This window comes from Spirosoma pulveris (genome assembly GCF_054781875.1).
Genome location: NZ_BAAGTO010000001.1, coordinates 1,564,541 through 1,587,196, shown reverse-complemented (window position 1 = coordinate 1,587,196; position 22,656 = coordinate 1,564,541). Strand labels below are relative to the sequence as shown.

Genomic DNA, 22,656 nt, shown 5'->3' with positions numbered 1-22,656 from the left:
TTGTCTCTGAATTGGGACTTCACCGAACTTGACTTGTGTCCTAAGACAATTAACTAAATCAAACACTTCTATGTCTAAAAATTTACTGCAATTTCGGCTGGCTTTCATGCTAATCGGCAGTATCGTGATGGCTGTTCTCAGTGGGAACACCGCCACAGCACAGGTAACGACGTCTGTTATTAATGGACTGGTAACGGACGATAAAGGGGCGGCCTTACCGGGTGCTACGGTTGTAGCTGTGCACGAGCCGTCGGGTAGCCGTTATGGTACGACAACAAACGCTTCTGGTCGTTATACGTTGCCCGGTGTGCGGGTAGGTGGTCCTTTTAAAATAACGGCCACATTTGTAGGGTTCAAAGATCAGGTAACCGAAGGTGTTTTCACGAACCTGGGTACGTCTTCTGATGTAAGTTTTAAAATGGCTGATAACAGCACGCAGTTATCAGAAATCGTTGTTTCGGGTAATCAGAACGGTATTATCAGTTCGAACCGGACCGGTGCTGCAACATCGTATGGTCGGGGAACGATTAATACCATTCCGACACTGGGTCGTACCATTGCTGATATTACCAAGTACAATGCCTACGGCAATGGCCAGTCGTTTGGTGGACAGGATGCCCGTTTTAACAACATTACGATTGACGGTGCTGTATTTAATAACGGCTTCGGCTTAGGCAACAGTGCTTCAGCTGGTGGCCGGACAAATACAACCGCTGTATCACTCGACGCACTGGATGAAGTTCAGTTGAACGTAGCTCCATTCGACGTTCGTCAGACCGGTTTCTCGGGGGCGAGCATCAACGCTGTAACCCGCTCAGGAACCAACGATTTTTCGGGTTCGGTTTATCACCTGTTCAGAAACAATAGCCTGGCAGGTAAGAAAGCTGATGGTAAAGACCTGCCACCGGTTACGATCGACCAGAAAACAACCGGTTTTCGGATTGGTGGTCCGATCATCAAAAACAAACTGTTCTTCTTCGCTAACGTGGAGCAATTCAAAAGCAGCCAGCCTGCGCTGGATTGGGTAGTGAACCGTGGAGCAGGTACAACTGGTAACGTATCGCGCGTTACGGAAGCTGATTTGACGGACTTGAATCAGTTTATGCAGTCGAAATTCAACTACTCGCTGGGGGCTTTTGACAACTTCAACAACGAAGTGAAAAGCACGAAAGGGCTGATTCGTATTGATTACAACATCAACGATAATCACAAACTATCCGTCCGTTACTCACACCACGATTCTGAATCGGGTCAGGTTATCAGTAACAGTAACAGTAGCAACACGGCAGGTAACGGTAACCGCACCAACTCGCAGTTGGCGCTTTCTGCAGAAAATACGGGATACATTATTGCTGACAACACCCGTTCTGTTGCCGCTGAGCTGAACTCTACGTTTGGTGGTAAGTTTGCTAACAAACTGGTTGCTACATACAACAAGCAGATTGAAGACCGTACCTATAAGACGGCTGTATTTCCGACAATTGATATTCTGAAGGACAATACGACTTACACGACGGTTGGTTTCGACCCGTTCACCCCGAACAACAAGCTGAACTATTCGACACTGAATATTACAGATAACTTCAGCTATTTTGCGGGTAATCACACGCTGACACTTGGCCTTTCGTATGAGAAGTTTACGTCGAATAACGTATTCTTCCCGGCTTCGAATGGCGTTTACGTGTATAACTCAATCGCTGATTTCAAGACGGCTGCTCAGGCATTCCTCGATAATCCTAATGCAACGACGTCACCCGTAACGGCTGCCCGGTATAACCTGCGCTATTCGCTGTTGCCAGGTGGCGCGGAACCTTTGCAGACGCTGAACCGGAGTACGTATAGTGCGTATGTTCAGGATGAATTCCAGGTGCGGCCGAATTTCAAATTGACCGCTGGTATTCGCGCTGATATTTTCGCCTATGATAACTCAACCGCTAAAGATTTTTTCAACCCTGTAGTTGGTAGTCTCAATTTCCGCGACGAAAATGGAGCTAACTACGGCATCAACACCGGTGCTTTCCCCAAAGCACGTTTACTGGTTTCGCCCCGTGTTGGTTTCAACTGGGATGTAAAAAACGACAAAATGACGCAGATTCGGGGTGGTAGCGGTTTCTTCGTATCCCGTATTCCAGAGGTACTTGTGTCTAACCAGTTGGGTAATAATGGTGTGAATACCGCCGTTATCAACGTTACAAACACAACGGCTTATCCGTTTACAACAGACCCGAGCCGGTTCATCCCGTCTACTACGGATATCACTAAATTGCCTCCGTATGTAATCAATGCTACCGATCCTAACCTGAAGTACCCGCTTGTTTGGAAAACCAACCTGGCCATCGACCAGCGGTTACCCTGGGGCTTAGTTGGAACGCTTGAAGTAATTTACAACAAAACACTTCAGGGTCTGCGTTATATTGATGCCAACCTGAAAGCACCGGATCGTACCTTGAGTGGCGCAGATACCCGCGGTCGTTTCCCTGCCTCAGGGGTGGCTAGTTCGGGTTCAGGTGCCAACAACACGGTTAACATCGCCCGTTTCTATAACACGGCAGTTACAAACGCCTTTGTTCTGAAAAACGCGAACCAGGGCGATGCGTATACGTTCACGGCTAAACTTGAAAAACCAACGTCGAATGGCTTTGGCGGTATGCTTGCCTACACCTATGGTCTGGCCAGAGATTTACAATCGGTTGGTAGCACAGTACAAGCTAACATCCCAACGGTACAGGGACAAAATTATCTGGGCGTTTCTTTCGCTGATAATGACCTGCGCCACCGGATCATTGGTTACGTAAACTATCGCCTGAACTACGGTGGTAAATTCGGCGGATCGACAACCTTTACGCTGGGTACTCAGTCGACTAGTGGCTACAAAGTTTCGTATGTAGTAGGTGGCGACCTAAACGGCGATGGACAGACGACGAACGATCTGATCTATGTTCCAAAGACTGCTTCTGAGCTGACATTCGCACCCCTTACTGTGGGTTCGGGAGCTACCGCGCAAACGTTCTCTCCAGAGCAGCAACAAGCCGCTTTCGATGCCTATATCAATAACAACGATTACTTGAAAACCCGTCGTGGTCAATATGCCGAACGTAACGGTGGTTACTCTCCTTGGCTGACCCGTTTTGATTTCACTGCTATTCAGGAGTTCTATATCGCAACGGGAGCGAAAGGCACACGCCACACCATTCAGTTCCGTGCTGATATCCTGAACGTTGGTAACCTGCTCAACAACAAATGGGGTGTTGGATATGCAAATACTTCAACGCAGCCGTTGTCTCTGGTTTCCGGAACACCTAATGCTGCCGGTATTCCTTCATACCGTCTAGGTACGCAGAACGTAAATGGTCAAACAGTTCTGTTACAGGACTCATTTGTGAAGAGCATTACGATTGATAACGTTTGGCAGGCACAGCTTGGCGTGCGTTACTCATTCTAGACAAACTATTGAATCATGTGGAAATCCCCCGCACAGGTAATGTGGCGGGGGATTTTTCATTTAATTGCCACACGTCATGAAAATTAACCTGATTATACTCGTGCTTCTCCTTGCTGTAAGCGGAGCAATGGCACAACGGCTGAACAGATTTCAGAACACTAAGGCCGCTGATTCTTTTTTTTCGCTTAAAGCGGCCCGTAAACATCCACTTGTTCTGGCACATCGGGGTGGCCCCGGACCATTAGATACCGAAAATTCAATCGTAACATTTACCCGGACAGCGCAAAAACTGCCGGATGCCATTATCGAAATGGATGTACGCATGACCGCAGACAGCAATTTTGTGCTGTTGCACGATGCTACGTTAGATCGGGAGTCGGATGCGAAAGGGGCTGTATCTGAATGGACGCTGGCAAACCTGAGAAAAGTGAAACTCAAAACACTGTCCGGAGCCTCGACGGAGCAGTCTGTGCCAACATTTACGGACGTACTGAGCTGGAACCGGAATCGGTATATGCTGGCTCTGGATGTAAAACCCGGAACAGACCCGCTCAGAGTGATGAAGGAAGTGGAAAAGCACCAGGCCGTGCATTCGGTTTTTGTCATTTGTTATTCCATGGCGGAGGCACAACGTGTTCGTAATCAGTATCCAACTCTCTGGCTGGCCGTTGGGGTTAACAATGCGGCAGATCTGGATCGATTTGAAACAAGTGAACTGGTATCCGGACAACGATTAATTGCGCTCACTCCCCAGAAACTTCAGCCGGTTTCATTTTATGAGCGGCTGCATAAACTTGGTATCCTCGCTTCTGTAGGTACGTACGGCACCGATCAACTCGATGAAAAACCACTGACAGAAGCGGCTGTCGGTTACAAGGAGATATATCGACAAGGTGGCGACATTATCACGACTGACCGGCCAGTTGAGGTCTTCGCTTTATTCTAACCCATCAACCGTTGTATGCCCTTCACCCGACTGTTAATCTGCCTCACTCTACTCCTGACGTGGTTTGCCGCACCAGCGCAACAGATAGGTGAGTCTCTTCCTGTCTGGCGGACGGGTCAGCTGGATATTCACCATATCAACACCGGGCAGGGCAACGCTACCCTCCTGGTACTGCCAGACGGGACAACTGTGCTGGTTGATGCCGGTGCCATCAACTCCCTCGACTGGCGAACGAATACCCCCAGAAATATCCCCGTGAAGCCCAATAACAGCCGACAGGCCGGCGAGTGGATAGCACGTTACGTACGGAATGCACTGCGTTCTCAAACTAATCCGGTTCTTGACTATGCTGTCATTACGCATTTTCACGATGACCATATGGGAACACCGTTGAATGTGGCCAAACGGGGGCGGGGCGGGTATACATTGGCGGGCATTACCGAGGTAGGCGAATACATCCCTATTCGTAAAGTGCTGGATCGGGGATGGCCGGATTATAACTACCCTCGTTCGTTTGATGGTGATTCGATGGTCGTCAACTACCGTCGATTTCTGGCTTGGCAGGCGCAGCATAACGGTCTGGTTGCCGAGCGGTTTACGGCCGGGCAAATGAATCAGATTGCGTTTGTGAAACAGCCGGAATTACGCTGGAAGTATTTAGTAGAAATTAGAAACCTGATGGTTAATGGCGCCGTCTGGACGGGTGAAGGCGACAGGGTACGGCAACTTTTTCCTGAACTGAAGACACTAAAAGCGGCCGAGTATCCTAACGAGAATATGTGCAGTATTGCGTTTCAACTGCGGTACGGCAGATTTACTTACTTTTCTGGCGGAGACATTCAGGGCGTTCTTCAGTTTGGAGCACCAGTCTGGCACGATGTCGAAACACCACTGGCAAGCATCGTCGGGCCGGTCGACGTTCAGTTACTCGACCACCACGGTTATGCTGACTCAGAAAACGGAGCACTACTGGCAAGTTTGCAGCCCCGGGTTTTCGTGATTCCCGCGTGGGCATCGTCTCATCCGGCACCTGACGTACTCAGCCGACTTTTCGCCAAAGAGATCTATACGACTGAGCGCGACGTATTCGCTACCAACTTGCTTCCAGAGGCAAAAGTGGCTATCAATGATTTTTTGCCAAGGCTAAAAAGTCAGTCAGGACATGTGGTTATTCGGGTTGAACCCGGTGGAAAATCCTATAAAGTGATCGTGCTTGATGACACGAGTGAAGCCTATCCTGTGAAGATGACTTATGGGCCTTACAAGTCTAAGTAACGGATCAGGTCGGATTGGCTGGATTTCCGATAGTCTGATTCAGTCTGAGCATATCCGTTCCGGCCTGATAGCCCTGAACAATCATCCGGCCAATGTCGTCGGAGGTGAACTTCATGAGATTAAGGGAAAGCGGCTCGGTTGGACGGATAATCGTTAGGTTCAGTTCCCGTCCGTGGAGATGCTCGCGGCTGGCAAACCGTTCCGCCCAGGCAATATCATTGTTAACCAACTGGTTGACTGTAATGTCTTTAACCCGATCCATGAGGTTCAACAGGTTTCGGTAGTTGAACTTTTCGTTATAGATTTTCTTGGCGTGACACGCGACACAGGCAATTTCTGTCGCGCCATCTTCGATGGCTACCCGCAGCGGGGCTACCTCCCGTAAGCCTCCATCCAGAAACGCCCGCCGGTGATCGCCCCCGATTTGCACGGCGGGCATTAGAAACGGGAGCGAGCTGCTGGCATACACATAATCCAGAAAATGAGGGTCATGGGCATCGGCATAGCACATGTCGCCTTCGATGATATCCACAGCCCCGACTTTAATTTTTACCGGGCCCGTTTTGAGTGCTTCAACATCTATGGTGTTCCGAATCAGGTTCTGTATGGGCGAGTTGTCCAGTAAGCCATCAAAACGGCTCATAACGGTGTCGTAGCCCATTCGAAAGCGCGAACGGATAACGGCTACATCATCGGGTTTGGTAATGTTTCGAATCCAGAATTCAATTAAAAACTTGCCAACTTTTACCCAATCAACATGACCGGTGGACGCGTGTTGGCGGGCGGCCTCGTGCGCAATGAAGGTTGCGTTCAGACTACCCACCGAAATGCCATAGAGTTGGTCCGGCACAAACCCTGATTCAAAGAGAGCCATGACAGCCCCTACCTGAAAGGCTCCTTTAAGTGACCCCCCACCAAGGACGAGTGCACGCATGGATGGATGAGGAGTAGATGAAATAGCTCCGGGATGCGGAAGGGGCGGGGTGGGGTTGTCAATCATATACACCTATAGCAGGTAACGTTATAAGATCAGAAGTGTGGAAAGTTGATGTTTTTCGACTAATAATCAAAACGAATTGACACACGGATAGTTATGAAACCGGCGCTCTGTTTTCTGGAACCCTTTTTCGGGGTCTGCGCTTTCCTTACTATACTTGCTGGAAATTTAACCGGTAGTCATTTATTATAAGGCAATAGCCTGTGCTTCCTGCTTATTGACTACCGCTACTGACTGATAACTTCTTCATGGCTATTACCGTCGCCGAGATACAAGCCCCGATTGCTGCTGAAATGGAACTGTTTGAGCAGAAGTTCAAAGGGCAAATGAAAAGCGACGTTATGCTGCTGGACCAAATCATGAATTACATCGTGAAGCGGAAAGGCAAGCAATTGCGTCCAATGTTTGTGTTCCTGATGGCCGGGGTGTGCGGTTCCATCACAGAAGCCACTTACCGTGGCGCGTCGTTAATTGAATTGCTTCATACGGCCACGCTCGTTCACGACGATGTGGTTGACGAGTCGAACTACCGACGGGGTTTTTTTTCCATAAATGCACTCTGGAAGAATAAAGTAGCCGTACTGGTGGGCGATTATCTGCTTTCACGTGGGTTGTTACTATCGGTCGACAACAACGATTTCGACCTGCTCCGGATTGTTTCGACCGCTGTGCGCGAACTGAGCGAAGGCGAGTTACTACAACTTTATAAAGCTCGTCGGCTGGATATTACAGAGGCAATTTACTACGAGATTATTCGCCAGAAAACAGCTTCCCTTATTGCTGCCTGTTGTGCTGTAGGCGCAAGATCGGCTGGTAATGCCCCGGAAATTGTCGATAAGGCTCATGCCTTCGGAGAGAAGGTTGGGATCGCATTTCAGATCAAGGATGACTTATTCGACTATGGCACGGCTGAGGTAGGCAAGCCGCTGGGCATTGATATTAAAGAGAAGAAGATGACCCTGCCGCTTATTTACGCCCTGAACAAAGCGGGTTATCTGGAAAAACGCCGGATCATCAATATTATCAAAAACGAAAGCGGAAAGCCCAAAAAAGTCAACGAGGTGATTGGTTTCGTAAAAAATTCAGGTGGTATCGAATACGCTACCGAGGTAATGAACCAATACGTTACCCAAGCGCAGGCACTATTAAATGACTTCCCCGATTCTCCTTATCGCTCCTCTCTTCATAAACTGGTTCAGTACACGATTGATCGGAGCAAGTAAGGTGGTTAGGGTATTAGGAGTCAGGAGCGTGGAGTGAGAAGTTGGTAGCGCGTGCTGGCGCGGGTATTTACCCGTGCCTTTTTATTTAGCAAGCATTCGCTTGCGTCAGTGAATACTGACCTCATACAAGGCATGGGTAATTACCCGCGTCAGCAACTCCTCACTTTTCACTTCTCGCTCCTATTACTGCTTCCTCATTCCGAATACTGCCCGCCTTCTTACTCTTCTCCCCAAACAGTCTATGAAAGTCCGGGCTTTCGGTGTTCATCCATTTATCCCAGAAGGTGAAATAAAGGCCGTAGTTGAACCTGAACTGCGTATGATGGAGGCTGTGGTGAGTTGCACCAATGAGCCATCGCCCCAGCCAATGCCGGTTGAAATCCTGTGGGTAAATTTCCGTGTTCAGGTGATTTATGGCGCTCGACATAGTCATAATCATCAGAATAAGGCCCACCGCAGAAATGTGCAGGGGTATGACGAACGTCAGCGCCGGAATAACAATGGCTTGTAAAGTGCTTTCGGTTGGATGAAATGAAAAGGCAGTCCAGGGTGAGGTTGTGATGCTGTCGTGGTGGGTCTTGTGTACCCACTTATAAATACCGGGCCAGTGCATCCATCGATGCAGCCAGTAATAATACGTTTCATGAATGAAAAGCACCAATACAATGCTGGCGGGATACCACAGTAACGGATAGGCGTTTATATCGGTGTAAATCCGGGTGTAGCCTAACTGATAGGCGTAAATAACCCCAATGGCAATCGTTGTAAAGATCAGCGATGTAATGACAGACCAGCCAATTTCACGCCAATCCTGTCCCGCTTTTCGGGGGCGTGTCTGGACAGCCCGGTGAGCGAATTGCTCTTTAAGTGAGACTTTGAATAACCACCAGAAGCCTAACGAAAAGAGAACGTATCGTCCGAAAATAGCTGAAAAAAAAAGTAAAGCCGTCAGCCCTACTGTGGACGGACTCGTTAAATGAATCATAGAGTGCAAAAACTTATCTGTCAGGTTAACCTGCCCGCACAGCTTTGTTAACGAATAGCTAACTGATAATCAATACGACCAATGGACCTATAAGGTTTCATTAAAATGAGTTTACTGTACCTTAATTCAGTCTGTTCGCTGACGGGGCAATTTGTTTGTACCTTTGCCGAAGTCTCTCAATTATTCTATAGAAACGGCTTATGCGCCTGATTATCCCTGTCTTGCTGGTGGCAATGGTCACCACAGCAACCTTGGCACAACCTAAGAAAACGGTTCTGGGTACAGCGAAACCTGTAACTTCTGCTCAACATCCAGCACCGGGCAAACAACTGGCAAAACCTAAACTTGTTGTTGGTATTGTGGTAGACCAGATGCGGTACGATTACTTATACCGCTATTATAATAAGTTCAGCTCGGGTGGTTTTCGCCGTATGATGGACGGTGGGTTCAACGCCCGAAACAATCATTATCACTATGCTGCCACGTATACCGGCCCCGGTCATGCGGCAATCTACACCGGTTCAGCTCCTGCGCTAAACGGTATCGTTGGGAATGATTTTTATGAGCGAAACATTGGCCGTTTGCTCTATTGTGCCGAGGATACAACCGTCAAAACCGTTGGCAATACGGGAACGGCTGGCAAAATGTCGCCCCGGAATTTGCTGGTAACGACCATCGGTGATCAGCTTAAACTCGCCACCGACGGTCGGGCGAAAGTCATTGGTATTGCCTTAAAGGACCGGGGAGCCATTTTGCCCGCTGGTCATGCGGCCAATGCAGCTTACTGGTACGACTCTAAAGATGGCAATTTTATCAGCAGCACCTTTTACCAGAATGAGTTGCCACAGTGGGTACAGACCTTCAATGCCCGAAAGCTATCCGATAAGTACTTAAGCCAAACGTGGGAACCATCGTTGCCCCTGAACCAGTATACGGAAAGTACGCAGGATGACGAACCTTACGAGACCGTGCTGGCGGGTGAGACAAAGTCTGTTTTTCCCCACGCGTTTGCCATTCAGGCCGGGGGTAGTAAATATGAGCCCCTGCGCACCAGCCCTTACGGGGATGAAATTACCAAAGAGTTTGCACTGACAGCACTCAAGGAAGAGAAACTGGGGCAGGGCGATGTGACTGATATGCTTTGCGTTAGTTTTTCGTCTCCCGATTACATTGGACATGCTTTTGGTACCCATGCTATCGAAACGGAGGATCAGTACATCCGCCTGGACCACCAGTTGGCCGATCTATTCAATCAATTGGATGCCAGTGTTGGTAAAGGCCAGTGGGTGGCGTTTCTGTCGGCCGATCATGGTGTTGTTGATGCGCCCGGTTTTCTACAGCAGAACCGGATTCCTGCCGGTGTACGGGGCTACGGTGAGATAGGTGAAGCAGTGAAGTCGACGCTGGAAAAGGCGTACGGACCCGGACAGTGGGTGCTCTCTTACATGAACCAGCAGATCTACCTCAATCATGCTTTGCTGACAGAGAAGAAAATAGCCATGCAGGATGTGTATGAACTGCTTCGTTCAATGTTGCTTAAGCAAAAGGCGGTAGTTAACGTTGTTAATCTACACAATCTCGGTGCAGAGGCCTTGCCCGCATTACAGGAGAACCTGTTTCGGAATGTGTATCATCCTAACCGCAGTGGCGATTTTTACGTCATGCAACAACCCGGCTGGCTCGAAGGGCGTAATAAAGGCACAACCCACGGGACAACCTATGCTTACGATACGCACGTACCGTTTCTGCTCTACGGCTGGGGGGTTCGGCCAGGGCAAACCTTGCGCCGAACCCACATCCATGACATCGCTCCAACCATCACCGCATTGCTCGGCCTGCTGGAACCCAGTGGCTGCATTGGCAACCCGGTAGAAGAAGCCATAAAATGAAGAGTTAGCAGGTAGAAGCGAGGAGGCAGGAGTTATTGATGCAGGTAATGAACCAAGAATGCGTCAGCGACTCCTGCCCCCTCGCTTCTACCTGCTAACTCATATTTCAAAACTTATTTCTTTAAAACCAAAATAGCGAATCTGGCCGTTGGCATTGATAGCCAGGCGACCGTTCGGGTCTATTCCAATGATAGTTCCTCTAAAGACCTGCCCTTCGCTTGTGAAACTGTGCTCTTCCTGGAAACGGTAAAGTATTTGCAGATAATTAATCTTCAGTACGTCGCGCTGGCCAGATCGTAACTGCAGATAGCGTTGTTCTAACGTTTCACAAAGTCGGCTTAGCAGTCCGGGCAGGTCATAAGCATTTGGTAAAGGAGCCAATGCTTGTAAGGCGGTAGCGGTCGAGTAACCGAACTCAGTCTGATTTACGTTAAGGCCTATGCCCACCACCGACCAGGCAATACTATAGCCATGCAGCGTATTTTCAATCAGGATTCCCCCTAACTTCTGATTGCCGACATAAATGTCGTTCGGCCATTTGATGCGGAGCGACGGTCCAACAAGGGGTTGGAGCGTGTCGTAAATGCCCAGCGAAATGGCCATATTTAGCAAGAACTGTTCAGTTGCCATTAAGAATCCGGGCTTAAGAAGGAGGGAAAAGGTCAGATTTTCACCCGGTTTAGCTTCCCACTGATTTCCGCGTTGCCCCCGACCAGCGGTTTGATTGTCAGTAATGACAACTAGTCCTTCATTTGGGTCGGTTTGTGCAATCAAAACGGAAGCTTCGTCGTTAGTTGACTGACAGCTTGGCAGGTATTGGATAATTTGTCCAATAAAAAGCGTTTTGGGATGGATTTTGTACAAAATAATATGTAATTTAGTAGTATAGAGAGCCAACGAATGGTGCTGAGGAACTCCTCTTAATAATCATGTACCCGCTGACTGGCTTATCGTGCAATGTTAAACCGAAAGCATGAGAATTAACAAAAATAGTGAGTTTACAGCCGAGCAAATACGTGACTTCGTCGTTCGGGGAATGCAGGAGAAAAAAGGCCAGGATATCGTTGTCATGGACCTGCGAAAAGTGAAAAACGCGATCTGTGATTATTTTGTCCTTTGTTCGGGTAACTCTGATACACAGATTGACGCTATCTCGACTTCCATTGAAGAAGAAGTTTATAAAGCCAGCAAGCAAGACCCCTGGCATAGAGAAGGAAAATTAAACCGGGAGTGGATTTTGCTGGATTACGTGGACGTAGTTGCTCACGTGTTCAAGAAAGATAGACGCTCGTTTTACGATCTTGAACAACTTTGGGGCGACGCTGAAATTAGTTTGATTGCCGACAGTGACCTGGCAGTAGCCTCCTGAGGAAAATTTAGTCCGGCTGTTTAAACATACCATTTAAACGGGCCGTTTATGGGGCTGGCGAACCGTCTGTCCTAACCGTTTTCGCGATAGAAACAATCAACTGCAAAACGGTGTTACCCATGTAATCCGTTAGTACAACCTGAGGAAATGGCAGAAAATAATAATAGAAATCCGTTAGTACCCCGTGGTGGGCCACGTAAACCCAATTTCCAGGGCTGGATTGTTGCGTTGCTGATTGCCGCGATTCTTGGCATTACATTCTTTAACAGAAGCTCAGCTACCCAGGAAATTTCGCAGAAGCAGTTCGAGCGTATGGTCAGAGATCATGAGGTTGCCGAAGCAATCGTCGTGAACGATAAAATTGCCGAAGTGACGCTTACGCAGCAGGCCGCTCAGAGTCCCAGATACAAAAATCGATTTGCCGATAAACCCTACTTTGGGAATAACCAGGGGCCACATTTTCAATTCCAGATTGCTTCTGGCGAGACGTTCAAAAAGGACTTGGATCAACTTCAGCAAGGGCAGCCTGAAAATGAGAAGATCGACCTTAAGTTTGAAACCCGCAGTGATTTTGGCAGCATTATCAGCACCTGGGGTTTCCTGATCGTAATGATATTGGCCATGTATTTCCTGCTCGGACGTATGTCTGGAGCCGGTGGTCCGGGTGGTCAGATTTTCAACATTGGAAAATCAAAGGCCGCTCTGTTCGATGCAGACAATAAAGTTAAGATCACTTTCAATGACGTTGCTGGTCTTGACGAAGCGAAGGAAGAAATTAAAGAGATTGTCGATTACCTGAAGAATCCAACCAAGTTCACGAAACTGGGGGCAAAAATTCCGAAAGGAGCGTTGCTCATAGGCCCTCCGGGTACTGGTAAAACCCTTTTAGCGAAAGCGGTAGCTGGTGAGGCAGGTGTTCCATTCTTCTCCCTGTCGGGTTCCGACTTCGTCGAAATGTTCGTAGGTGTTGGTGCGGCACGGGTACGTGACCTGTTCAAACAGGCAAAGGAGAAAGCACCGTGTATCATCTTTATCGATGAGATTGACGCAGTAGGCCGTTCACGGGGTCGTGGCTCAATGCCCGGCGCAAATGATGAGCGGGAAAATACCCTCAACTCATTGCTGGTAGAAATGGATGGCTTTGCTACCGACTCAGGTATCATTATCCTGGCCGCAACGAACCGTCCTGATGTACTGGATTCTGCTTTGCAGCGTCCCGGCCGTTTTGACCGTCAGATCAGCATCGATAAACCGGATATCATCGGTCGGGAAGCTATCTTCCGGGTTCACTTGAAGCCAATTAAACTGGCGTCCGATGTTGATCCAAAAGAATTAGCGGCCCAAACACCTGGCTTTGCGGGTGCTGAGATTGCCAACGTCTGTAACGAAGCCGCTTTGATCGCTGCCCGTAGTGATAAAGAAGCGGTCGATATGAAAGATTTCCAGGATGCGATGGATCGTGTGATCGGTGGTCTGGAAAAGAAAAACAAGATTATTTCTCCCGAAGAGAAAGAGATTGTGGCTTATCACGAAGCTGGTCACGCAGTGGCAGGCTGGTATCTGGAACATGCCGATCCCCTCGTGAAAGTAACGATTGTACCGCGTGGTGTTGCCGCTCTTGGCTATGCGCAGTATCTCCCCCGTGAGCAGTATCTGTATCGCACCGAACAACTCATGGACGAAATGTGCATGGCATTGGGAGGCCGCGCTTCAGAAGATCTGATCTTTGGTAAAGTATCGACCGGTGCGCTAAGTGACCTGGAGCGAATTACCAAGCTTGCCTACAGCATGGTGACGATGTATGGAATGAATGATAAGATCGGTAACGTATCTTTCTACGATTCCAAGCAGTCGGACTACAACTTCAATAAGCCTTATTCGGAAGAGACGGCCAAACACATTGATGATGAAGTTCGTAAGATCGTTAGTTTGGCATACGAGCGGACAAAAAACCTGCTGACCGAGCACCGCGACGCTCTGGAGATTCTTGCGAAAGAGTTACTTGAAAAAGAGATTCTGTACCAAAACGATTTAGTACGCTTGATCGGTAAGCGCCCATTCGAACGGGAAACGGTTTATCAGGCATACAAAAACAAAGGTGTGGCCGAAGAGGTGAAAGAAGAAATTGGTAAGGAGTCAAAACCTGCCGAAACGGAGCCGGAATCGCTTCCCATCTAATAAAATAAAGAAGAAGTAAAAAAGGTCTCCTGTACACAGGAGACCTTTTTTACTTCTTACCCAATTCAATTACCTGCATATCCAGAATGCGACCTGCATCGAGGGAGAATCGGATGGCGGTACGCATTTTGTGAAACCCTGTTTTACCAGCTGCTCCTGGGTTTAGAAACAGTAGGTTATTTAGAGTCGGGTCACGAACAACTTTAAGGATATGCGAATGGCCACAGATGAAAATATCGGGTGGATTGGCGCGTAGTAGGGGACGTGTAGTTGGATTGTAATTTGGGGGTATACCGCCAATGTGCGTCATCCAAATGTCAAATCCTTCCAATGCAAAGCGCTGATTTAACGGTAACTCAGTTGTTTCCGTATCAATATTACCGCTAACGATCCGTAAGGGCCGAAACTGTCTCAAAGAATCTGCCACCGCAAAGTTTCCTACATCTCCGGCATGCCAGACCTCATCGCAAGCTTCGAAGTGAGTGAAAATCTGAGGGTCCAGAAAGCTGTGTGTGTCGGATAAAAGTCCGATTCGAATCATACTGTAGAGTTAATAAGATGGCAAGTCAATAAGTGGCTTACGTGTCAGACACGCACCGACTTGCCAATTTACTGACTTATTTGCCCAAAATTAGCTCTTTCATTTCACTACGGATCTTCTTCTTGTCAATTTTGCCAACACTGGTTTTGGGAATTTCAGAAACAAAAAGGATGCGGTCGGGAACATACCATTTATGCAATTCACCCCGGTCGACTTTTGCCTGTAAACCGGCTTTTATACCATCTGCCTGTAATGTATATCCTGGCTTTTGAACGATGAGCGCATGAGGGCGCTCCCCCCAGCGGTCGTCCGGTAGACCAACCACGGCCGATTCGGCAACCCCTTCAATTTGTGAAAGGACATCTTCCATATCCAGCGAGGATACCCATTCGCCACCCGTCTTGATAACATCTTTCGTGCGATCAGCGATCATCACCCAATAGTCGGGCGAGATACTGGCTACGTCGCCTGTATGAAGCCAGCCACCTTTCCATAGATCAGCTCCCCGTTCAGGATCATCGTAATAGCCTTGGGTAAGCCACGGGCCACGGGCCACAATCTCCCCCAGCGAATGGCCATCATGGGGAACAAAATTGCCGTCATCGTCCATCAAGCGCATCTCAATAAACGGTGATATTCGCCCGGCACGCGTACGGAGTTCGATCTGTTCCTCAGGCGACAGTTTTTGTTCCTGCTCGTTTAAATACCCTACGGCCATCACGGGAGCCGTTTCCGACATACCGTAGCCTGACATGACCGTAATACCCAGCTCCGTTGCTGCTTTGGCAAGCCCTTTTGTGAGCGCTGAGCCGCCAATAAGCACTTTCCATCGACTAAGGTTCTGTTTGTATTTTGGCGCAGCCGGGCTGCTTACCAGCATATTTAATATGGTAGGTACGCAGTGCGATAAGGTAACTCCTTCGGTGATGAGTAGCTTAAGCAGTAATTCGGGCTCATATCGTCCCGGATACACCTGCTTTGCCGACATCATCGTTGCCAGGAACGGGAATCCCCAAGCGTGTACGTGGAACATGGGTGTAATTGGCATGTATACATCCGTAGAGCCTTTAAACGGCATCGCTTCATAACCGATTATGTACGTCAGTAGCCCCATCGTATGCATGAACAACTGCCGATGCGAAAAGTAGACCCCTTTAGGGTTGCCCGTCGTTCCGGTTGTGTAGAAGGTGGTTGCCCAGGTGTTCTCGTCGAAATCAGGGAAGTCGTACTGGTCTGATGCACCTTTCAAAAGCGACTCGTACTCCCCGGCAAACCCATCGGGAATTTCTGAAAGACTCGTCGTATCTGATGTCCCAGAGTAAACCTTATCACTGATGACAACATACGTCTCTACCGTAGTCAATTGAGGCTTGATAGCGGCCAGAATCGGGAGGAAATCTTCATGGACAAAGACAACCTTGTCCTGGGCATGATTCATGGTGTACAGAATCTGCGTTGGGGATAGCCGGATGTTTATCGTGTGCAGTATAGCACCGGCACTGGTTACGCCCAGAAAACATTCAAGATAGCGATGACTGTCCCAATCCAATACGGCAACCGTGTCGCCCGGTTTTACGTCCAGATCGGCCAGGACGTTCGCAAGTTGGCGGACACGCTGATTAAATTGGTGATAATTCATGCGGAATAAGTCCCGATAAACTATTTCGCGCTGGGGCTCATACTTGAGCGACTGAGCGAGCAGGTTTTTTATAAGTAACGGGGGCTCATGGGCTTCGGTAGTGCGGGGAATAAGCTTTGTCTGAATCATAATAACTTGACTGTATGTGTAAACAAACGGATAAATCGAAGGTAGAATTGAATAATGGAAAGAAAAAATGGTATTTGGTAAAAAGATGATACCAGAGAGGGGCAATTTATTTGGTGCACAAAAAAAAACCAGCTAATCTCAGAGATCAGCTGGTTAAAAGCATCAATTCTAGTCGACGTAGATGTTACAAGAGCAGTCCGGCTATGGTCGCCGACATGTAGCTCGCTAGTGTGCCGCAGATGAGTGCTTTGAAACCAATTCGGGCCAGGTCACTTCGGCGTTTCGGAGCTAACTCGCCGATACCACCTACCTGAATGGCAATAGAGCTGAAATTGGCAAAGCCACAGAGAGCAAAACTAACGATGGCGATTGTTTTTGGATCAAGTGTTTGTTTGATTTTAACAAGGTCCAGATACGCGACAAATTCATTCACAACCATTTTGGTACCCATCAGGGCGCCAGCCGCTTCGATATCTTTGGCAGGGACGCCCATAGCCCAGGCAAAGAGAGAAAAGAGTTTGCCGAGAAGGTAGTTCAGGCTTAAAAAATCGACGTTGAAAATGTAGAAACCTATCCGAAACATCAGGCTGTCGATCAGCGCAATCAGGGCAATGAAGCCTATCAGCATAGCTACTACATTGAAACCCACTTTAAGGCCTTCGCTGGCACCAGCGGCAATGGCATCGAGTAGGTTCGCGTAGATTTTTTTGATTTCTACTTTCACGGTCCCCTGCGTTTCCGATACCTGCGTTTCCGGCATTACGATCTTGCTGATGACCAACGCTCCGGGAGCGGCCATAATGCTGGCGGCCAGCAAGTAGGGAGCAGGCACACCCAGTGAGATATAAACTGCTAGAACTCCCCCGGCAATACAGGCAAATGAACCGGTCATACTGGCCAGCAGTTCGGAGTTGGTCATGCCATTTAGGTAAGGCTTGATCATAATCTGTGCCTCTACCTGCCCAACAAACGTACTGGCTACGTTGGATAATGCTTCGGCTCCACTAACGCCCATCAACCATTTCATCGCTTTTGCCATAACAGCTACGATGCGCTGCATAATGCCCAGGTGATAAAAAATGTTGACCAGAACGGCCACGAAAATGATTGTTGGAACGACCTTGAAGAAGAAAATAAAGTTGTTTCCGGGACCAAAGGCTTTGGTGAGGATATCTGGTCTTACCAGAGATGAGAAAACGAACTCAGCACCAATATTGGCTTTTTGCAGCAATCGATCAACGTAATAACCAAGACCCTGAAAGAGACGCTGGCCAATATCCGTCTTTAAAACGAAAACCGCCAGGCCAAATTGAAGAGCTAGCCCTACCCCAACAGTACGATAATTAATAGCTTTACGGTTATCAGAAAGGGCATAGGCAATGCCCAGAATTAAAACAATGCCCAGTAGGCCGGTAAAACGCTCCATTCAGTGACGACACAATTACAGTTAGGTTGGCGAAGATACAAAAAGAAGGAATGGGACGAACCCATAAAAAAGCCCGGAAAGCAAAACGGGCAGATTTGACGAATATTATTCGTCAAATCTGCCCGTTTTGCTAGCGTTTCGTTAACTTAAATATTTGCAATAGCTCGTTCCGCTCCTTCCTGATATTCTTCCTCTATCTGAGCAATCTCTGCCGGCTTAAGCTCACCATCGAAAAGGCGGGCATCCATTGCTTCCTTCTCAGTAATTTCGAAGAAACGCTGGTGTATGCTGAAAGGCTCGCCACCGGTTGGTATTTCACATTTCTTGAAATCACCGTCCTCCTTTAGTTCGTAAGCATTGACATTATCACGAAGGTTGTATTTCAGAATCAAGACGGCCTGCTGTTTTACGCGCGGATCAGCCAGATAGAAAAGTGATTCGATACGCCGGTCAAAACTACGAACCATCACGTCGGCACTGCCTCCGTACACTTTTGGGTCGCCATTATTATGAAAATAATAGATGCGGGTATGCTCCAGAAAATCACCAACAATGGAACGTACGGTGATGTTTTCACTGAGTTCTGCACGATGGGGGCGCAGGCAGCAAATGCTTCGAACAATAAGGCGAATGGGCACGCCCGCCTGAGATGCCTTGTATAGCTCGTCAATAACTAATTTATCTTCAAGCGAGTTGACTTTTATGCAAATGCCGCTCGGTAGACCATGTTTGGCATTTTCGGCTTCCAGTCTAATCAGGCGCAACAGTTGCTCGCGCATGTCGCGGGGAGCCGTAATCAGATACTGGTATTCGTTTGGTACGGAGTGGCCCGTAATTACATTGAAAAACTCCGAAATATCATGCGTATAGGTTTCGTTCGTTGTCAGCAACCCGATATCCGTGTAGAGTTTCGACGTATCTTCATTGTAGTTACCCGTAGCCATGTGGGCGTAACGCACCACGCGGCTACCTTCATTTCGAACAACGAGCAGTAGTTTGGTATGCGTTTTGAACCGACTAATCCCGTAAATAACGAAACAACCGGCTTTTTGCAGCCGCTGGGCTTCGCGGATATTGTTTTCCTCGTCAAAACGCGCTTTTACTTCAAAAAGTACCGAAACGTGTTTGCCGTTTTCGGCCGCTTTCAGCAAGGCTTCCGTAATTCTGGAGCGTTTTGCCAGGCGGTAAACGGTAATTTTGATAGCTAGTACATTGGGATCTTCGGCCGCCTGTTCCAGTAACTGGAGTACGGGCTCGAAATTGTTGTATGGGTGGTGCAGCAGTAAATCACGCTGCTTGATCAGTTCAAAAATATCGTCCGTTTTATCACGCCCCAACCCAAGTGGCTGCACCGGTGCGTGGGGTAGGGGCATGTCGTCTTTAAATTCCGGATTGCCGATAATTTGCCATAGGGACGAAAAGTCGAGCAGCGTGTGCGATTCGAAAATATTCAAATCATCAATCTCCCACCGCTTTTTCAATAGATTCAGCATCCAGGGAGAGCTGATTGTCGACTGACTGCCTGCAGCACTGCCTTCGGTTTCGATCTCGACCCGTGTAACCCGGCCAAGCCGCCGGTTCTTGATCTTCTGCCTGACTTCGTCAATGAAATCGACCTCATCGTCGTCATTCTCATCGAGTGTAAAATCGCCGTTTCGTGTAATACGAAACAGGTTCATCGACAGTATCTCTACGTTGCGGTAAAGTTTCTTGATATTATGACGAACAATTTCTTCGATTGGGATGAAAACGATCGAATCTTCTCGCTCAAATGAAATAAATCTGGGGAGATTAGCCGGAATCTGGACGAACGAAAGTCGTTGACGCTCATCTTCATCTTCGGCACGCAAACTCTTAATCTCGACGTCGTCCGGATTCTGTGTAACGACGCCAAAAATGAGGACTTTTGCCAGCAATACCGGAAACGTATGCGTGTAGTCATACAGCATCGGTGTCAGCGTGGGGTAGATAGCCCGATCAAAATAATTGGTTGCTTCGACCTGCTCTTCCGGTGTCAGGCTGGAATGAGTCACTAGTTGCAGGCCATTTTCGGCAAAAAGCGGTAGTAGCTGTTCTGAAAAAACGGTTTGCTGGTCCCGAAAAAAGTTATGAGCGGTTGTGTACAACGCTTTCCGAAACGGCACTTCACGCAAGCCCGAATAATCGACCCGTTGTTTATGATAGTCGAGGTAGTTATACAGGCTGCCCACCCGAATCATGAAAAATTCGTCCAGATTCGAGGCCGAAATCGCCAGAAACTTCAACCGTTCCATGAGGGTACGGTTGCTCAGTGGTGGCTTGGTGTCACGGGCCTGGTCCAGAACGCGCTCGTTAAACTTGAGCCAACTTAAATCACGGCTCAGGTAGTTACTCTGATCGATGACACTGGTAACCTTTTCGCTAACTTTTGCCATTTTGTCTGTCCCCTGAGCAGGCGTATTGGCCTGTTTATTGGTGAAACGGGAAACCAAATTACCCAATATAGTGCGGTTTGAGTTTAGGGAATAACGCATACTGTTTACAGAACTGTGAAATAAAACAAAAAAGCGGACTAAAAAGCCCGCTTTATGTTATCATTCGGTTAAACATCCACTCGGGCGTATTTGGCGTTTCGTTCGATAAATTCTCGTCTGGGGGCAACTTCATCACCCATCAGTGTCGAGAAAACATGGTCGGCATCAGCAGCAGACTCGACCGTTACTATTTTTAACGACCGGGTATCGGGATTCATTGTGGTGCTCCAGAGTTGTTCGGCGTTCATTTCGCCTAGCCCTTTATAGCGCTGAACACCAACATTTTCTTCACGACCGCTGCCTGCCAGTTCTTTTACCGCAGCTTCGCGCTGGGCTTCTGTCCAGCAATACCGCTCTTCTTTACCTTTTTTAACCAGATATAGAGGAGGCTGGGCAATGTAGATGTAGCCATTGTCGATCAACGCCTTCATGTTGCGGTAGAAGAGCGTCAAAATGAGGGTACGGATGTGGCTACCGTCTACGTCGGCATCAGTCATGATGATGATTTTATGATACCGGAGTTTATCCAGGTTCATCACGGTTTCATCATCCTTTTTCTCAAGCCGTACGCCAAGGGCTGTCCAGATGTTCTTGATCTCTTCGTTTTCGTAGATCTTATGCTCCATGGCTTTCTCGACGTTCAGAATTTTACCACGAAGCGGCAAAATGGCCTGAAACGCCCGGTTACGGCCTTGTTTGGCCGTTCCACCAGCCGAGTCACCCTCTACAAGATATAATTCACACTTTTCCGGATCGGTGTCGGAGCAGTCGGCCAGTTTACCGGGTAGGCCCATGCCACCCATAAAGTCCTTGCGCTCGGTCATAATGCGCTTGTAGGCCAGATCGGCCGCGATACGCGCCTGAGCTGAAACAAGCACCTTCTTAACGATACCCTGAGCCGTTTTTGGGTTTTCTTCCAGCCATGTTTCGAGCAGGTCGGCCATAGTCTGGCTTACAGCACTCACTACCTCCTGGTTGCCAAGCTTTGTTTTGGTTTGGCCTTCAAACTGCGGTTCCTGAACTTTCACCGAAATGACAGCAGTAAGCCCTTTGCGGAAATCTTCTCCGCTAAACGTTACTTTACCCGAGTTCTTGGGCAGGACACCCGGATTTTTGTCGGCATAGTTTTTCAATACCCGGGTCAGGGCTGAGCGAAAGCCCTGAACGTGCGTACCACCTTCGTGGGTGTTGATGTTGTTAACATACGATAGGACGTTTTCACCGGCTTCGTAGTTGTATACCAGGGCCACCTGTACGGGTGTAGCCCCTTTATTGTTTTCCATGTAGATGGGTTTCATCCCATCGAGGGCGGGCCGGGTTTCATCGAGAAACTCAACAAATTCGACCAGGCCGCCTTCCGAGAAGAAATCGTTCTGCCGAATCGGTTCACCTGTTTCATCAACTTCGCGCATATCCTTGAGGAATATGTGAATGCCTTTGTTCAGGTAGGCTAGCTCGCGAAGACGACCGGCAACCGTGTCGTACTTATAAACGGTTTCGGTGAAAATACTGCTGTCGGGTTTGAAGTGGGTGGTTGTACCCGTGTCTGTCGCTTCACCAATGATGCGGACATCATACTGAGGAATACCAATTTTATATTCCTGCTCAAATATTTTGCCTTCGCGGTGAACCTCAACGCGTACATCGGTCGAAAGGGCGTTGACGCAGGAAACGCCGACACCGTGTAAACCACCTGAAACTTTATAGGTGTCTTTGTCGAACTTGCCACCAGCATGGAGTATGGTCATGGCAATTTCCAGCGCCGACTTACCCATTTTGGTGTTAATGCCCGTTGGAATACCCCGCCCGTTATCTTGTACTGTAATGGAATTGTCAGGATTGATGGTTACGCTAATCTTGTCGCAGTAGCCCGCCAGCGCTTCGTCAATGGAGTTATCAACAACCTCCCAAATTAAATGGTGAAGACCACGCACACCTACGTCGCCGATATACATAGATGGCCGTTTGCGAACGGCTTCCAGGCCTTCTAATACCTGGATATTATCAGCACCGTAATTGCTCTTGCTTGTATCAACGGGAGCGTCTGTTTCAACTAGTTCGTTGGTCATATCGGAATGGGAGCGTGTCTGAAATTTGTTGTTTT

At 48.3% G+C, this 22,656-nt stretch carries 15 protein-coding genes; 7 read left to right on the top strand and 8 right to left on the bottom strand.

The features are described 5' to 3' along the window. The first annotated feature begins 70 nt into the window (after positions 1-70). From ACYVJM_RS06410 to ACYVJM_RS06400, 3 genes are all read left to right on the top strand, one after another. Entirely contained in the window at positions 71-3,442 is a 3,372-nt protein-coding gene (locus tag ACYVJM_RS06410; RefSeq protein WP_461147361.1) for a TonB-dependent receptor, read from the top strand. Between the two features lie 76 nt (positions 3,443-3,518). Next, positions 3,519-4,388 (top strand): glycerophosphodiester phosphodiesterase family protein, encoded by an 870-nt coding sequence (locus ACYVJM_RS06405; protein WP_461147360.1) that lies wholly within the window; start codon positions 3,519-3,521, stop codon positions 4,386-4,388. 15 nt (positions 4,389-4,403) lie between these two features. Continuing rightward, the gene (locus tag ACYVJM_RS06400; RefSeq protein ID WP_461147359.1) at positions 4,404-5,663 is read left to right on the top strand and encodes a ComEC/Rec2 family competence protein; all 1,260 of its coding nucleotides are present in this window, start codon (positions 4,404-4,406) and stop codon (positions 5,661-5,663) included. Positions 5,664-5,667: 4 nt separating this feature from the next. On the opposite strand, the gene ACYVJM_RS06395 is transcribed toward ACYVJM_RS06400, so the two are convergent. Continuing rightward, positions 5,668-6,663 carry a patatin-like phospholipase family protein gene (locus ACYVJM_RS06395; RefSeq protein ID WP_461147358.1) on the bottom strand — a complete coding sequence of 332 codons (996 nt, stop codon included), beginning with the start codon at positions 6,661-6,663 and terminating at the stop codon, positions 5,668-5,670. A gap of 245 nt (positions 6,664-6,908) precedes the next feature. Here ACYVJM_RS06395 and ACYVJM_RS06390 point away from each other — a divergent pair, with 245 nt between their 5' ends. Continuing rightward, positions 6,909-7,883 carry a polyprenyl synthetase family protein gene (locus ACYVJM_RS06390; RefSeq protein WP_461147357.1) on the top strand — a complete coding sequence of 325 codons (975 nt, stop codon included), beginning with the start codon at positions 6,909-6,911 and terminating at the stop codon, positions 7,881-7,883. A 160-nt stretch (positions 7,884-8,043) separates the two neighbouring features. On the opposite strand, the gene ACYVJM_RS06385 is transcribed toward ACYVJM_RS06390, so the two are convergent. Further along, on the bottom strand, positions 8,044-8,868 hold the full coding sequence (locus tag ACYVJM_RS06385; protein ID WP_461147356.1) for a sterol desaturase family protein: 825 nt from the start codon (positions 8,866-8,868) through the stop codon (positions 8,044-8,046). Between the two features lie 200 nt (positions 8,869-9,068). Between ACYVJM_RS06385 and pafA the strand changes: the two genes are divergently transcribed. Next, positions 9,069-10,757, top strand: coding sequence for an alkaline phosphatase PafA (gene pafA / locus ACYVJM_RS06380; RefSeq protein WP_461147355.1), 1,689 nt, complete (start codon positions 9,069-9,071; stop codon positions 10,755-10,757). 99 nt (positions 10,758-10,856) lie between these two features. Here the strand turns inward: pafA and ACYVJM_RS06375 are convergent, their stop codons facing one another. Further along, the gene (locus ACYVJM_RS06375) at positions 10,857-11,621 is read right to left on the bottom strand and encodes a biotin--[acetyl-CoA-carboxylase] ligase (protein ID WP_461147354.1); all 765 of its coding nucleotides are present in this window, start codon (positions 11,619-11,621) and stop codon (positions 10,857-10,859) included. A 109-nt stretch (positions 11,622-11,730) separates the two neighbouring features. On the opposite strand from ACYVJM_RS06375, the gene rsfS reads away from it, so the two are divergent. Both rsfS and ftsH read left to right on the top strand, forming a co-directional pair. Beyond that, positions 11,731-12,126: a ribosome silencing factor gene (gene rsfS / locus ACYVJM_RS06370; RefSeq protein WP_461147353.1), complete on the top strand. Its 396-nt coding sequence runs from the start codon at positions 11,731-11,733 to the stop codon at positions 12,124-12,126. Positions 12,127-12,273: 147 nt separating this feature from the next. Next, a complete protein-coding gene (gene ftsH / locus ACYVJM_RS06365; RefSeq protein ID WP_461147352.1) occupies positions 12,274-14,304 on the top strand; it encodes an ATP-dependent zinc metalloprotease FtsH in 2,031 nt (676 codons plus the stop codon). A gap of 49 nt (positions 14,305-14,353) precedes the next feature. Here the strand turns inward: ftsH and ACYVJM_RS06360 are convergent, their stop codons facing one another. The 5 genes from ACYVJM_RS06360 to gyrB all read right to left on the bottom strand — a co-directional run bounded on the left by ACYVJM_RS06360 (position 14,354) and on the right by gyrB (position 22,621). After that, positions 14,354-14,845: a metallophosphoesterase family protein gene (locus ACYVJM_RS06360; protein ID WP_461147351.1), complete on the bottom strand. Its 492-nt coding sequence runs from the start codon at positions 14,843-14,845 to the stop codon at positions 14,354-14,356. 76 nt (positions 14,846-14,921) lie between these two features. Beyond that, the gene (locus ACYVJM_RS06355) at positions 14,922-16,613 is read right to left on the bottom strand and encodes a fatty acid--CoA ligase (RefSeq protein WP_461147350.1); all 1,692 of its coding nucleotides are present in this window, start codon (positions 16,611-16,613) and stop codon (positions 14,922-14,924) included. Positions 16,614-16,797: 184 nt separating this feature from the next. Then, positions 16,798-18,039: a NupC/NupG family nucleoside CNT transporter gene (locus ACYVJM_RS06350; RefSeq protein ID WP_461147349.1), complete on the bottom strand. Its 1,242-nt coding sequence runs from the start codon at positions 18,037-18,039 to the stop codon at positions 16,798-16,800. 146 nt (positions 18,040-18,185) lie between these two features. Beyond that, a complete protein-coding gene (ppk1, locus tag ACYVJM_RS06345; protein WP_461147348.1) occupies positions 18,186-20,552 on the bottom strand; it encodes a polyphosphate kinase 1 in 2,367 nt (788 codons plus the stop codon). Between the two features lie 68 nt (positions 20,553-20,620). Then, the gene (gene gyrB, locus ACYVJM_RS06340) at positions 20,621-22,621 is read right to left on the bottom strand and encodes a DNA topoisomerase (ATP-hydrolyzing) subunit B (RefSeq protein ID WP_461147347.1); all 2,001 of its coding nucleotides are present in this window, start codon (positions 22,619-22,621) and stop codon (positions 20,621-20,623) included. Positions 22,622-22,656: the final 35 nt, after the last annotated feature.

What these genes read in the sequence shown, in the direction of transcription:
- ftsH (WP_461147352.1), top strand. Translation starts at nt 12,274, where the DNA reads ATGGCAGAAAATAATAATAGAAATCCGTTAGTACCCCGTGGTGGGCCA.
- ACYVJM_RS06410 (WP_461147361.1), top strand. Translation starts at nt 71, where the DNA reads ATGTCTAAAAATTTACTGCAATTTCGGCTGGCTTTCATGCTAATCGGC.
- gyrB (WP_461147347.1), bottom strand. Translation starts at nt 22,621, where the DNA reads ATGACCAACGAACTAGTTGAAACAGACGCTCCCGTTGATACAAGCAAG.
- ACYVJM_RS06355 (WP_461147350.1), bottom strand. Translation starts at nt 16,613, where the DNA reads ATGATTCAGACAAAGCTTATTCCCCGCACTACCGAAGCCCATGAGCCC.
- ACYVJM_RS06390 (WP_461147357.1), top strand. Translation starts at nt 6,909, where the DNA reads ATGGCTATTACCGTCGCCGAGATACAAGCCCCGATTGCTGCTGAAATG.
- ACYVJM_RS06360 (WP_461147351.1), bottom strand. Translation starts at nt 14,845, where the DNA reads ATGATTCGAATCGGACTTTTATCCGACACACACAGCTTTCTGGACCCT.
- ppk1 (WP_461147348.1), bottom strand. Translation starts at nt 20,552, where the DNA reads ATGCGTTATTCCCTAAACTCAAACCGCACTATATTGGGTAATTTGGTT.
- ACYVJM_RS06400 (WP_461147359.1), top strand. Translation starts at nt 4,404, where the DNA reads ATGCCCTTCACCCGACTGTTAATCTGCCTCACTCTACTCCTGACGTGG.
- ACYVJM_RS06395 (WP_461147358.1), bottom strand. Translation starts at nt 6,663, where the DNA reads ATGATTGACAACCCCACCCCGCCCCTTCCGCATCCCGGAGCTATTTCA.
- ACYVJM_RS06350 (WP_461147349.1), bottom strand. Translation starts at nt 18,039, where the DNA reads ATGGAGCGTTTTACCGGCCTACTGGGCATTGTTTTAATTCTGGGCATT.
- ACYVJM_RS06385 (WP_461147356.1), bottom strand. Translation starts at nt 8,868, where the DNA reads ATGATTCATTTAACGAGTCCGTCCACAGTAGGGCTGACGGCTTTACTT.
- ACYVJM_RS06405 (WP_461147360.1), top strand. Translation starts at nt 3,519, where the DNA reads ATGAAAATTAACCTGATTATACTCGTGCTTCTCCTTGCTGTAAGCGGA.
- rsfS (WP_461147353.1), top strand. Translation starts at nt 11,731, where the DNA reads ATGAGAATTAACAAAAATAGTGAGTTTACAGCCGAGCAAATACGTGAC.
- pafA (WP_461147355.1), top strand. Translation starts at nt 9,069, where the DNA reads ATGCGCCTGATTATCCCTGTCTTGCTGGTGGCAATGGTCACCACAGCA.